This is a genomic window from Saccharospirillum sp. HFRX-2 (assembly GCF_043196805.1).
GTDB lineage: Bacteria > Pseudomonadota > Gammaproteobacteria > Pseudomonadales > Natronospirillaceae > Saccharospirillum.
Genome location: NZ_JBEBMU010000002.1, coordinates 83,078 through 95,618, shown reverse-complemented (window position 1 = coordinate 95,618; position 12,541 = coordinate 83,078). Strand labels below are relative to the sequence as shown.

Here is a 12,541-nt window from a genome sequence, read left to right as displayed (position 1 = left end):
ACACAGCATGGTTTGGGGGGAATAACGGGTCGGGAACGGCGTTTAGCAGGCCAGGCTTACCTCGGTAACGATGGTGTACCTGCAAATCCAGTGACATAAATATAACAGGAAACGCATTCTGGCTAGCGGAAAGCGGACAGATGTGCACCTATCAAGTTGCACTCTTATTTAAGACAGGGAATTCTCTGCCAAGCCTTCAGTATGCTGTACGGCATAATCAGGTTGGTAAACAGGATTTAAGTCTGCTGTAAAAGCTCAAACTGGATTTTCTCTATCTAGAATTGGAGTAACAATAATGAAGCTCATGCAAAGAGCCGAGAATGTCTTTGCGGTTATATTAGTGATCGCCTTTTTTCTTCCCTGGATCAATATCGGCGGTTTTCTTTCGTTCTCCGGGTACGAAATTGTGGAACTGTCTCAGGGGCTGAATCAATTCGCTGCATTAGGTAACCAATCTGGCAGCCCGGATCCATCACTGTATTTCTTCTATTTGGTCTATTTGATTCCCATTTTTGCTGTACTCACTGTCATCTTAAATGCTTATCAGAAGAACAGTCGTGTGGCTGCGATTGTGGCCGGTGTTGTCCCATTCCTTTTCCTTGTTTATGGTTTTACTCAGGGCGGTAGCGACATTATCCAAGGCATGGCCATTGGTTCTTGGCTGACATTACTAGCCGCGACGGCTCTACTGCTCGCTGTTTTTGGCGTGATTAAATTACCCGCAGACAAGCAGGAAGGAAGCGGCGTCAAAGCAAACTAATCACCTGTCATTGACCAATAAAAAACCGACCATAGTGGTCGGTTTTTTTTATCTAACCTGAAAACTTCAGCTGTGTTTTTAATCCAAAAACGCAGCAATCTGCTGAAATTCCTTTTCCAGGCTCTTCAGCTTTTTCTTACCCAAGCCACCCAAGACTTCGATGGCATGGCGCAAGCGGCCACGAGTCAGGTCTGGGCCTAGGATAGTCATGGCATCCAATACTGAAACCGAAGCTGGCGAGCCGGTGATGGCGATAAACAGCGGGGCCATCAGGTCGCGCATTTTCAGGCCCTGATGTTCGGCAACGGCTTTGACGTCGGCCATGATGTTGTCTTTGCCCCAGTGGCGTTGGGTTTCCAGTTTCCACAGCACCAGTTGCAGGGTTTTCTTGAGGTCTTCTTCGTCGAGTTTGACGCTCTCGAAACTCTCAGCTGTGAGGTCGGGTACGCCCTGGAAGAAGAACATCGCCAGTGGAGCGGCGTCGCTTAGGCGTTCGATGCGTTGTTGCACCAGCGGCAGGAAGCTTTCGACGTAGTCGCGGTTAAATTTCCAGTCCAGCAAGCGCTGCATCAGTTGTTCGGCGCTGAGGTCTTCGCGAATGTAGCGGCCGTTCAGCCAATCGAGTTTTTCCGGATCAAATACCGGCCCGCCAAGGCTGATGCGTTTGTGATCGAAGTTGTCGATCATCTCGCTCTGGGTGAATTTTTCTTCGCCGTTCGGCATGGTCCAACCCATCATGCCGAGGAAGTTGATCAGCGCTTCGGGCAGGATGCCAACCGAGTGGTAGTAGTCGATCGAGGTCGGGTTTTTGCGTTTGCTGAGTTTCGATTTATCGGCGTTACGCAGCAGCGGCAAATGACAGAACACCGGCGGTTGCCAGCCGAAATATTGATACAACAAAATTTGTTTCGGCGTTGAGGAAATCCATTCTTCGCCGCGCAGGACGTGACTGATTTCCATCAGGTGGTCGTCGACCACGCAAGCCAGGTGGTAGGTCGGCATGCCGTCGCTTTTCAGCAGCACTTGCATGTCGATCTGTTTCCAGTCGATCTCGATTTGGCCGCGCAGTTCATCTTCCACCACGCACACGCCCTCTTCTGGCACTTTCATGCGGATGACAGATTTTTCGCCGGCGTGCAGTCGGCTTTTTACGTCGGTCGGGTCCAGATGCATGCAGTGGCCATCGTAACCGGCCAGGCCTTCGGCCTGACGTTCGGCGCGCATGGCGTCGAGACGTTCGGCCGAGCAGAAACAATGGAAGGCGTGGCCTTCATCGACCAGCTGTTTGGCGTAGTCGCCATAAATGGCTTTGCGTTCGCTTTGGCGGTAAGGGCCGTATTCGCCGCCTTTGTCCGGACCTTCGTCCCAGTCGAGGCCGAGCCAGGCCAGGGATTTCAAGATAGCGGCTTCGCTTTCCGGGGTGGAACGCGTCTGGTCGGTGTCTTCGATGCGCAGAATAAACTCGCCGCCCTGACTTTTGGCAAAGGCGCGGTTAAAGAGTGCGATGTAGGCGGTGCCGACGTGCGGGTCGCCGGTGGGAGATGGCGCGATGCGGGTACGAATCTGAGTCATGCCGGGCGGTCTCTTGGCTGGGCAAAGGCGGCGATTATAGCCGCTCAGCCCAGGACTAAAAAGTCAGCGACCGCCGGCGGCATCAATAAAACTGCCGGTAATGTAAGACGCTTCGTCGCTGAGCAACCAGACGATGGCCTGAGCGGCTTCCATGGCGCTGCCACCACGCTGCATGGGAATGGCCGGTGCCAGTCGCGCGACGCGATCTGGCTCGCCGCCGCTGGCGTGGATGTCGGTTTCGATCAAGCCCGGACGCACGGCATTAACGCGAACTCCCTGGGCGGCCACTTCCAGGCTGAGGCCTTTGGTGAGTGCATCCACGGCGGCTTTGCTGGCGGCGTAATCGACGTATTCGTTGGGCGCGCCCAAACGTGCTGCGGCCGAAGAGACATTAACAATGGCACCGCCCTGCCCGCCTTTGTCGATCGCCATCCGGGTCACGGCTTCGCGGCAACACAAAAAGGCGCTGTTGACGTTGGTGCGAAACATTAAGTCGAGTCGGTCTTCGGTGATCCATTCCACCCGGGTTTGCGGTTGGACGATGCCGGCGTTGTTAACCAGGGCGGTGATCGTACCCAGTTCGTCGTCAATGCGCTTGAACAGATGCACGACGTCACTTTCCTGACTGACATCGGCCTGGATAGCCACGGCGCGAACACCATGAGTGTGAGCCTGGGCAACCACTTCGTTAGCAGCAATGGCGTTGTGCTGATAGTTAATGGCCAGGTCGTAACCGCGCTGGGCGAGCAGTTGGGCGGTGGCCGCACCGATGCCACGACTTGCACCGGTGATCAGAGCGATGGGTTGGCTCACGCTGGTTATCCTTTAAAGTGATTCGGACGCATTAAAAAAATGCCTTAGTCGGCCTTCAATGGCTGGATTTACGGCGGGCGGTTTTTTGCTGGTACATAGCCGCATCGGCACGGGCAACAAAGGCATCGATGTCGAGTTCGTCGTCTTGTGCTGTAACCACACCCACGCTGGCACCGGCATAGTCGATGGTCAGGTCACCGAGGTCGAAATGCCCTTGGGTAAGTCGGGTCAGGCGTTCGGCAATCATCTTGCGTACCTGGCCGGCATCAACATCGTGCGGCGCGGTACCGAAAACGACAAACTCGTCACCGCCGTAACGGGCCACAAAGTCACCATCACGCAGCCCTTCTTTTAACTTGCTGGCCAGCGCGATCAAAAAACGGTCGCCGGCATCGTGACCATGTTCGTCGTTAATCACCTTAAAACCGTCCAGGTCAATAAAGCCCAGATGCACCTGATCATCACTGCGCTGCGCGCCCGCTAAGGTTCGCTTCAATTCGCGGTCGAACGCGCGGCGGTTGGGAATGCCGGTTAAGGGGTCGGTCAGCGCAAAATGACTGTACTCGCGGTTTTCATGTTGCAGACGGGCGATCAACCGGTCGTGTTCGAGCTGGCGGCCAATCAGATGGCTGAATAAAGCCAGCATCCGCTGCGCCTGTTCAGACACTGGCTGGCTGTTGGGACCCGCCGCACAGAGTGTGCCGTAGAATTCGCCATCACCGATATGTACTGCCTGGCTGATAAAGGTTTCGATGCCAAGCTCCGCAGCCACTTTCGAGTCGCTCCAGTGCTGACTGACGTTTTCATCAACCGGGCGTAATTCTTCCAGCGCCCGCTTGCACAGCGAATCCTCCCAGAGCACAACCAGGCCCTGAGGAATGGCGATTTTCTGCTCATCGGTATTATTGGAAAACAGCACGGTTTGAGTGTTATGCGCTTCATCGACCCGGGTCAGGTAGGTGGACTCCAGGCCGGTGATGGAATGCAGCAACTCCAGCAAGGCAGGCACCAGGCTGTCGATATGATCGGCCTCCGGCACCACATCGGCCAGGCGATCCAACAAGGCAACATCATTCATGGCGTAATCTGCAGCAAAAAGACGTTAAGTCAGACTAGCAAAGACACTCACTGCCGGACAGCGTCAATCCATTTCAGCCAAAACCGCCTCGGTGGTTAACACCCGGCAAAACTCCCCATTCAAACTGGCCAGGTTGACGCCGTGCATTTGTTCGGCGCTGAAATGAGTGCCGTCGGGCGCTGTGCGTTCAAAGGTCGCAGTGCCATCGCTGACCAAGGTGACGTCAAAACCCAGATTGGCGGCCATGCGCACCGAGGTGGATACGCAGTGATCGGTGGTCAAGCCAACGATCACCAGTTGCGCAATGCCCTGCTCACGCAAATGCGTCTCCAGTTTTGTGCCAATAAAGGCGGAATTCACGCTCTTGGTGAACAGTGGCTCGCCTTCGTTCGGCAGCACCTCTGGCTTAATCGCATTGCCAGGTAGTTCCGGGCGCAGCGGCGAGTTGGGTTCCACTGAATCATGGCGCACGTGGATGACCGGCCAGGCACGTTCACGCCAGGCGCTCAGCAAACGCGCCATCTGGGACTCAGCCTGAGGATTGTTGCGCTCACCAAAGGCCGGGTTATCCAGACCTTGTTGAACATCGATGATTAGCAGTGCCGTTGACGACATAACGCAGGTACCTATCGATAAGACAGCGCCCAGTGTACCCACAGACAACCGCCAACTGAACCAGGCTTTAGCGTGGCCGCTTGGATCGCTGTTTGGCCTCAGTTGAGTTGCAATAATTTTGCGCTAAGTTGCAGTCGATTGACGCAGGTCAGGAAGTCTTAGCGGGTCTGTCGCTAATCTACCGTTGAAAGGGTTTCAGACGCGGTGGGAATTCAACCACCGAACCACGAATACAAAGGAGGACACCACTATGATTGGTCAATGGCTTAGAGAAGACCGCAATGCCTCTTACCTCTTGGCCGTGCTGCGCATCTGGCTCGGTTATGAATGGTTGATGGCAGGCTGGCACAAACTCTTTGGCTTTGATGCCGAAGGCTTTTTACGCGGCGCGGTCGCCAAGGCCGGCGGTGAGCATCCTATGGTGCAGGACTGGTGGGCGTCCTTCCTGGATGCATTCGCCATTCCCAACGCTGGCTTGTTTAATTTCATGATCCCCTGGGGCGAAGTCGCTGTCGGCCTGGGTCTGATTTTCGGTTGTTTCACTGTGCTGGCCGTATTCTTCGGACTGGTGATGAACTTCGCCTTCCTGTTCAGCGGCTCTATCAGCAGCAACCCGAACATGATCATCGTTGAGTTCATCGTACTCTACGGCGCTGCCAACGCTGGCCGCATCGGCCTGGACCATTGGGTTCAACCCTACATCGCCAACTGGTTTGAAAAACGACGCCACAAAGCGGCGGCCTGAATACGCTCAACGAGCTAACTGCCTCACCTCTGTTTGCCGGCCTTTAAGGGCCGGCTTTTTTGTGTCTTCGATCCGGGACTCAGACTTCGCTCGGATACACCCTGTAGTGAATGCCGGCCATATCCTGCACGGTGCGAATCACCTGGGCGCTGTAACCAGCTTCGTTGTCGTACCAGACATAAACAATGGCTCGGTTACCGGTGACGATGGTGGCGCCGCTGTCGACGATGCCGGTTTTGCGATTGCCGATAAAATCGGACGACACCGCTTCTGGTGAATGGGTGTAATCAACCTGTTTGTGCAGGTCGGAATAGAGCGAGGTTTCGCGCAGGAAGTTGTTGAGTTCTTCCTTGCTGGTTTCGCTTTGCAGGTTCAGGTTCAAAATCGCCATCGATACATTGGGCGTCGGTACCCGAATGGCGTTGCCGGTCAGCTTGCCTTCCAGTTCCGGCAGCGCTTTGGCGACCGCTTTTGCCGCGCCAGTTTCGGTCAGCACCATGTTCAGCGGTGCGCTGCGGCCACGGCGTTCGCCCTTGTGATAATTATCGATCAGGTTCTGGTCGTTGGTGTAGGAATGCACCGTTTCGACGTGGCCGTTTTCGATGCCGAACCGATCGTGCAGCGCTTTCAGCACCGGGGTGATGGCGTTGGTGGTGCAGGAGGCGGCGGAGACGATGGTGTCGTCTTCCGTGATGCTTAAATGGTTGATGCCATGGACAATGTTTTTGATATCGCCCTTGCCCGGCGCGGTCAGCAAGACGCGGCTGATGCCCTCGCATGTCAGGTGCTGGCCGAGGCCTTCGCGGTCGCGCCATTTACCAGTGTTGTCGACCAGAATCGCATCGCGAATGCCGTAACGCTGGTAATCAACGTCGGCCGGGTTGTTGGCGTAAATCACCTGAATCGTGGTGCCGTTGGCGACCAGACAATTGTTTTCAGCATCGACACTAATAGTGCCTTCGAAACTGCCGTGAATGGAATCTCGCCGCAACAGGCTGGCGCGTTTAACCAAGTCGTTTTCCGCGCCACCCGGACGAACCACGATGGCACGCAGTCGCAGCGGTGAGCCGCCGGCTTTTTCAATCAGAATACGCGCCAGCAATCGGCCGATGCGTCCAAAGCCATAGAGCACCACATCGCGTGATGAATTTTCATCGTTGATGGCGCTGCCCTGCAGATCGGCCAACTCGCTATTGAGAAAATCGCGCAGCGGTACATCTTTGCCGTGACGACGATGTTTGAGCGCCAACTTGCCGACATCAATATGCGCTGGCGCGAGTGGCATTTCGTTCAGCAGTTCGAGCACGCCCAGCGTTTCATTAACCGACAGTTCGTGGCCTTCCACCTGACGCACAAAGCGGTGGGTTTTCAGTAACTGAATCACCGACTGGTTGATGATCTGGCGACCATAGATGGACGTGATCACCCGGTTCTGACGATAAAGACGACCGATGATGGGAATCATGGCTTCGGCGAGCGCTTCTTTTTCCTGCCAGCGCAGCAGGGTCTGATCGATCACGGCTTGGTTCACGCGAGGAGTCCTCTAGGGTGTCCGGTTGATAGGCAGTCGTTATTGCAGGTTCTGGTTTTTTGCCGGTTCTGGCGACCGGTTTGAGCGCCATTCTAACGACGCCAGCGAATGCCTATCGAGCACCTTTGTCAGACATTTATTGCCATTTTACCGGCCTTATTAGCGCAGAGGATTGGTTTTGAAAACTTATTACACCAAAGCCGGGTTAATCTGGTTTGCGGCTTTCGGCCGGTTATTTTGTGCTGGTGTTAATTTAGCCAGAAAGCCCGATAAAATGGCGTTTTTCTGGAATTAGCCATTAGTCTTAGCTGAAAGGAAGTTACGTAACTTTCAAACTGAAAAATAAGAAAAGTTTTTTCAGAAATATTGCAGAAAGTTGTTTTGAAGCAACGGATAACAACAATAAAGCCAATTTGTCAGCGTGGATCAGCCAAACAGACGGTATTGCGGCCGGCTTTTTTGGCTTCGTAGAGTGCGCCGTCGGCGGCTTTGCTGAGCTCATTGGCGGCCTCACCGACAGCCAATTGCGCAACGCCGCAACTGAAGGTGACCTGGATGCGTTCGCCTTGGGCATCGTGCTGAATTTGCGCAAAACCCTGACTGACGTCTTCGAGTAATTCGCCGGCTTTGTCCAGCTCGATGTCGTGCAGCACGATGGCGAATTCCTCGCCGCCGTAACGACCGATGCGATCGGTCAGCCGGAAACGCTGACGCAGAAACAACGCCAGGCTGCGAATGACGCTGTCGCCGACGGCGTGGCCGTAGCGATCGTTGACGTCTTTGAAGTGATCGATGTCGATCATCGCAAAACAAAGGTTGCGCTGTTCGGCTTGGGCCTGCGCAATGCTACGCTTGAGTACATCGAGCGTATTGATGTGATCGAGCAGGCCGGTCAGGCTGTCGCGGATCATCTGTTCTTTTAAACCACGATTGCGCTGGCAGCGGTTGCGCACCGTAGCGACCAGCATGTCGGGCTCCACCGGCTTGGTCAGAAAGTCGTCACCGCCCTGCGCCATGGCTTCGAGTTGTTTGCTGGTGTCCTGCTCGGCCGACAAATACAGAATCGGAACGACGTCGTAACGCCACTGCTGACGGATGACCTGGGCCAGTTCGATGCCACTGCAGTGCGGCATATACATGTCCATCAGGATGGCGTCGGGCTGAAAAGACTCCAGCGCATCAAGAATGGTCAGCGGTTCGTTGACTACCTGGGTCAACATGCCCGCCTGATTCAACGAGCGCTCAGCAAAGAACGCCTGGGCCGGTGAGTCTTCAACGATCAAGACGCGGTAAGGCGGCTCGGAGCGGAAGGCGTAGAGGGTGCTCAGTTGCTTGACCAGCAGGCCGGCATCAAGGGTGCCTTCCTGAAAGGCGACGCCCTGAGCCCGGGCAGCGGCGAGGCGCATCTCTATGTCCGGCGGCTGTTGCGAATAAAAGTAGACCGGTAATGCCGGAGAGGACGCTTCTTGCACCTCGTTAGCGGCGGCGAGACCGTGGCCATCGAAATCAACATCCATCAATAAGGCTGCAGGACGACGATGGCCGATTGCCAGCATCAAGGCAGCACGGTCGGCGATAATCTGGGAAGGAATGCCAAAAAATTCCAGATGGCGACTGAGGCTCTGCGCCTGTTCTAACTGATGACAACACAGATAGACCGGTTTGCGGCTATCGATACTCAAGGCGGCGGCGTTGTCGTCACGGCGTGAGCAGCGCTCAGCCAGACGATGAATGTGTTCGCTTAAGGCTTCAAGAACGTGACTGGCCGGAGCCTGGTTGGGACCGGTACCACCCAGCAAGGCGAGCAGCTGCCCCGCCTCGACCAGTATTTCCTGCGATTGATAACGAATCGCCAACTGCTGCAATTTATCGCAGCGACGCAGAAAATCCTGGTGCCAGTCGGGGTTCCACAGCACTTCATCCAGATTGCGCCAGGCATTGACCACCAGCCGCGCCTGGTCGTGCACTCGACGGCTGAAATGCTGACGCAGTTCGTCACGTTGCTGGGACTTGTCGGTCATTTGGGTCATGCCGGACCGTTGCCTTTCCAAGAGCACCGATCGGCCGAGACCTACGGGCTGAACGTCAAAAGCAGGCTGACTAGAGCTGTTTCAACCCGCGCATCAGATCGTCTTGAATATCGAGCACATCTTCCAGCCCGACGGCGACACGAATCAGACCCGGAACAATACCGGCTGCCATTTTTTCGTCATCGCTGACCCGTCCATGAGTGGTGGTATAAGGATGAGTGATGGTGGTTTTGGTATCACCCAGGTTGGCGGTGATCGACACAATGCGAGTGGCATCAATCACCTTCCAGGCGGCTTCCTGACCGCCTTTAACGACAAAGCTGACCACGCCACCGAAGCCACTTTGTTGTTCACGCGCCAGCTCATGTTGCGGATGGCTGGGCAAACCTAAAAAGTGCACCCGCTCAATTTGCGGCTGGGCTTCAAGCCATTCAGCCAATGCTTGAGCGTTGGCGCAGTGCTGCGCCATGCGGACGCTGAGGGTTTCCAGACCTTTGAGGAAAACCCAGGCGTTGAACGGACTCATACTGGGGCCGGCGCTGCGCAGAAAACCGACGATCTCATCGATTTCCACCTTGCGACCGACTACGGCGCCACCGAGTGCGCGGCCCTGACCGTCGATAAACTTGGTGGCCGAATGCACCACCAAGTCAGCGCCCAGCGCCAACGGCTGTTGCAGCGCCGGAGTACAGAAGCAGTTATCGACCACCAGCAAGGCACCAACGCTGTGTGCCAGTTCCGCCAAGGCACGAATGTCAGCAACTTCCGATAGCGGATTCGAGGGGGTTTCGACAAACAACAGCTTGGTCTTGTCGGTGATGGCATCGCGCCAGGCACTCAGATCTTTGGGATCGACATAGGTGGTACTGACACCGAACTTGCCCAGGTATTTATTGAACACCACATTGGTGGAGCCAAAGATGGAACGCGATGACACCACGGCATCGCCGCTTTGCAAAAACGCCATACAGGTCGAAAAAATCGCCGCCATGCCAGAACTGGTACCGACCGCCGCTTCGCCGCCTTCGAGCAAAGCCAGACGTTCTTCGAAGGTGCGCACCGTAGGGTTGGTATAACGGCTGTAGACATTGCCTTCACGCTCGCCGGCAAAGGTGTCGGCCATACTGGCGGCATCGTCGAAGACGTAGGACGAGGTCATGTACAGGGCTTCGGCGTGCTCCATTTCATCGCCGCGTCGCTGACCACCGCGTACCGCTCGGGTCGCCGGTCGTGCCTGTTGCAATGCCTGGGTGCGTTCGTCGTTCATGCCCTGCCCTCGGTTCGTAGCGTCAATAACGGCGTTGCTCAGTCGTCATTATGCAGATCGACGAGCGCGGATTCATCGTCTTTCTCACGCTTTTTAGTCTGACTCAGATCGTTACGCGCCGCTTCCAGATCACTCAGGTAAGCCGCGTCGATATCGCCGGTGATGTATTCGCCATTGAATACAGAGCAATCAAAACGACGCACACTGGCTTTATGGGTTTGCACCGCTTCGCGCAGATCGTCGAGATCCTGATAGATCAGTTTGTCAGCGCCAATCAACTCACGGATTTCCTCGTTGCTGCGACCGTGGGCTATCAGTTCTTTCGCCGCCGGCATATCGATGCCGTAGACATTGGGGTAACGCACTTCCGGCGCGGCTGACGCGAAGTACACCTTGTTGGCGCCGGCGTCGCGCGCCATCTCAATGATTTCGTTACAGGTGGTACCGCGCACGATGGAGTCGTCGACCAGCAGCACATTTTTGTCTTTAAATTCCAGACCGATGGCGTTCAGCTTCTGGCGCACCGATTTCCGCCGCTGCTGCTGGCCGGGCATGATAAAGGTGCGACCGATGTAGCGGTTTTTCATAAAACCTTCGCGGAAATCAACACCCAGTCGATTGGCCAACTGCAGCGCCGAGGTGCGGCTGGTATCGGGAATCGGAATCACCACATCGATGTCATTGTTGGGCCATTCGCGTTCAATTTTATCGGCCAGCGCATCGCCCATCCGCATCCGCGCTTTGTAGACCGAAATGCCATCGATGATGGAATCCGGCCGGGCAAAATACACATACTCGAACATGCACGGCACCAGTGACGGATTCTCCGCGCACTGGCGCAGATGCAACTGGCCAGCCGCATCGATATAAACCGCTTCACCCGGTTCGACGTCGCGAATCAGTTTAAAACCGAGGACATCCAAAGCGACGCTTTCGGAGGCGACCATATATTCGGTGTTACCGGCTTCGCTGGTGCGCTCACCAATGACCAGCGGGCGAATGCCGTAAGGATCGCGGAAGGCGACCATGCCGTAGCCGGAAATCATCGAGACTGCGGCATAGGCACCCCGGCAGCGACGATGCACTGCGGAGACGGCATTGAAGATATCGTCCGCTTCCGGTTGCAGTTTGCCCTGCAGTTGCAGTTCGTGGGCAAAGACATTGAGCAGCACTTCGGAATCCGAGGTGGTGTTCACATGACGCAAATCGGAGCGGTACAGCGCCGAGTTCAGTTCCGCCGAATTGGTCAGGTTACCGTTGTGAGCCAGCACGATGCCGTACGGCGAATTCACATAAAAAGGCTGACTTTCGGAAGTGCTGGAGGAACCGGCCGTCGGGTAACGCACATGACCAATACCGGTGGTGCCACTGAGGCGTTGCATATGGCTGGAACGGAACACATCGCGCACCAGGCCATTGCTTTTGCGCAGATAAAAACGACCGGCGTCTTCGGTCACAATGCCGGCGGCATCCTGGCCACGGTGCTGCAGCACGGTCAAGGCGTCGTAGAGACGCTGATTGACCGCGGTATCACTAACTATCCCAACGATGCCACACATGGATTAGGCTCCTCCGACGGAGAGAATGGCGTCCGATGCCTTGTTGATGTACTCGCCGGTCCACTTGATGACCGGTTCGAAATAGGGAACCAGCGCTGAGTCCTGCCAGAACTGATCCAAGGCAAACAAACGCCCCAAGGCCAGGATAGCGACGACAATCACCAAACCGCGCAACAAACCAAAGACGACGCCCAGAGCACGATCAGTTCCGGTCAGGCCGGTGAGGCGAACAAACTCGCCCAGCAGATGATTGATCAGCGCGCCGACCACAAGCGTTGCAATAAAGAGCACCACGAAAGCGACGGTGTAACGCCAGGCGGGTGACTCGATCAGCCCGCCGAGCAGCACCGCCAGGTTATCGCTGAACAAACGCGCAATAACCAAAGCAATAATCCAGGTGGCCAACGACAAAGCTTCACGGGTAAACCCGCGCTTAATGCTGATCAGTGAAGAGACGAGCAGAATGAGAAGAATGATCCAATCGATGGCGATCATAGCTGGCAATAAAGTGACCCGGTTGAAGAAGCGCGCATTCTAACAGAGCCCGGACGGCCTTGTCCCGGTCACTGTA

The 12,541-nt window shown here is 55.6% G+C and carries 11 protein-coding genes; 2 read left to right on the top strand and 9 right to left on the bottom strand.

Features of this window, described 5'->3' with window-relative positions; translation table 11 throughout:
* Positions 1-295: 295 nt before the first annotated feature.
* On the top strand, positions 296-760 hold the full coding sequence (locus tag ABMA60_RS06975; RefSeq protein WP_392800701.1) for a hypothetical protein: 465 nt from the start codon (positions 296-298) through the stop codon (positions 758-760).
* 78 nt (positions 761-838) lie between these two features.
* Here ABMA60_RS06975 and gltX read toward each other — a convergent pair whose 3' ends face one another.
* The 4 genes from gltX to ABMA60_RS06955 all read right to left on the bottom strand — a co-directional run bounded on the left by gltX (position 839) and on the right by ABMA60_RS06955 (position 4,838).
* Positions 839-2,332, bottom strand: coding sequence for a glutamate--tRNA ligase (gene gltX, locus ABMA60_RS06970; protein ID WP_392800697.1), 1,494 nt, complete (start codon positions 2,330-2,332; stop codon positions 839-841).
* 63 nt (positions 2,333-2,395) lie between these two features.
* Positions 2,396-3,145, bottom strand: a complete 750-nt coding sequence (locus ABMA60_RS06965; RefSeq protein WP_392800694.1) for an SDR family oxidoreductase — start codon at positions 3,143-3,145, stop codon at positions 2,396-2,398.
* Positions 3,146-3,200: 55 nt separating this feature from the next.
* Positions 3,201-4,223, bottom strand: coding sequence for a GGDEF domain-containing protein (locus tag ABMA60_RS06960; protein ID WP_392800691.1), 1,023 nt, complete (start codon positions 4,221-4,223; stop codon positions 3,201-3,203).
* 63 nt (positions 4,224-4,286) lie between these two features.
* Positions 4,287-4,838, bottom strand: a complete 552-nt coding sequence (locus tag ABMA60_RS06955; protein WP_392800688.1) for a cysteine hydrolase family protein — start codon at positions 4,836-4,838, stop codon at positions 4,287-4,289.
* Between the two features lie 250 nt (positions 4,839-5,088).
* Between ABMA60_RS06955 and ABMA60_RS06950 the strand changes: the two genes are divergently transcribed.
* Entirely contained in the window at positions 5,089-5,583 is a 495-nt protein-coding gene (locus tag ABMA60_RS06950; RefSeq protein ID WP_392800686.1) for a DoxX family protein, read from the top strand.
* A 79-nt stretch (positions 5,584-5,662) separates the two neighbouring features.
* On the opposite strand, the gene ABMA60_RS06945 is transcribed toward ABMA60_RS06950, so the two are convergent.
* The 5 genes from ABMA60_RS06945 to ABMA60_RS06925 all read right to left on the bottom strand — a co-directional run bounded on the left by ABMA60_RS06945 (position 5,663) and on the right by ABMA60_RS06925 (position 12,465).
* Positions 5,663-7,114: a glyceraldehyde-3-phosphate dehydrogenase gene (locus tag ABMA60_RS06945; RefSeq protein WP_392800683.1), complete on the bottom strand. Its 1,452-nt coding sequence runs from the start codon at positions 7,112-7,114 to the stop codon at positions 5,663-5,665.
* A 416-nt stretch (positions 7,115-7,530) separates the two neighbouring features.
* Entirely contained in the window at positions 7,531-9,135 is a 1,605-nt protein-coding gene (locus tag ABMA60_RS06940; protein ID WP_392800681.1) for a diguanylate cyclase, read from the bottom strand.
* Positions 9,136-9,214: 79 nt separating this feature from the next.
* Positions 9,215-10,411 (bottom strand): O-succinylhomoserine sulfhydrylase, encoded by a 1,197-nt coding sequence (locus ABMA60_RS06935; protein ID WP_392800678.1) that lies wholly within the window; start codon positions 10,409-10,411, stop codon positions 9,215-9,217.
* A gap of 38 nt (positions 10,412-10,449) precedes the next feature.
* Positions 10,450-11,970: an amidophosphoribosyltransferase gene (gene purF, locus ABMA60_RS06930; RefSeq protein ID WP_392800675.1), complete on the bottom strand. Its 1,521-nt coding sequence runs from the start codon at positions 11,968-11,970 to the stop codon at positions 10,450-10,452.
* Positions 11,971-11,973: 3 nt separating this feature from the next.
* Positions 11,974-12,465: a CvpA family protein gene (locus tag ABMA60_RS06925; RefSeq protein WP_392801378.1), complete on the bottom strand. Its 492-nt coding sequence runs from the start codon at positions 12,463-12,465 to the stop codon at positions 11,974-11,976.
* Positions 12,466-12,541 lie beyond the last annotated feature (76 nt).

Coding starts and splice junctions, on each gene's coding strand:
- ABMA60_RS06960 (WP_392800691.1), bottom strand. CDS start 4,223: ATGAATGATGTTGCCTTGTTGGATCGCCTGGCCGATGTGGTGCCGGAG.
- purF (WP_392800675.1), bottom strand. CDS start 11,970: ATGTGTGGCATCGTTGGGATAGTTAGTGATACCGCGGTCAATCAGCGT.
- ABMA60_RS06950 (WP_392800686.1), top strand. CDS start 5,089: ATGATTGGTCAATGGCTTAGAGAAGACCGCAATGCCTCTTACCTCTTG.
- ABMA60_RS06940 (WP_392800681.1), bottom strand. CDS start 9,135: ATGACCGACAAGTCCCAGCAACGTGACGAACTGCGTCAGCATTTCAGC.
- gltX (WP_392800697.1), bottom strand. CDS start 2,332: ATGACTCAGATTCGTACCCGCATCGCGCCATCTCCCACCGGCGACCCG.
- ABMA60_RS06925 (WP_392801378.1), bottom strand. CDS start 12,465: ATGATCGCCATCGATTGGATCATTCTTCTCATTCTGCTCGTCTCTTCA.
- ABMA60_RS06955 (WP_392800688.1), bottom strand. CDS start 4,838: ATGTCGTCAACGGCACTGCTAATCATCGATGTTCAACAAGGTCTGGAT.
- ABMA60_RS06935 (WP_392800678.1), bottom strand. CDS start 10,411: ATGAACGACGAACGCACCCAGGCATTGCAACAGGCACGACCGGCGACC.
- ABMA60_RS06975 (WP_392800701.1), top strand. CDS start 296: ATGAAGCTCATGCAAAGAGCCGAGAATGTCTTTGCGGTTATATTAGTG.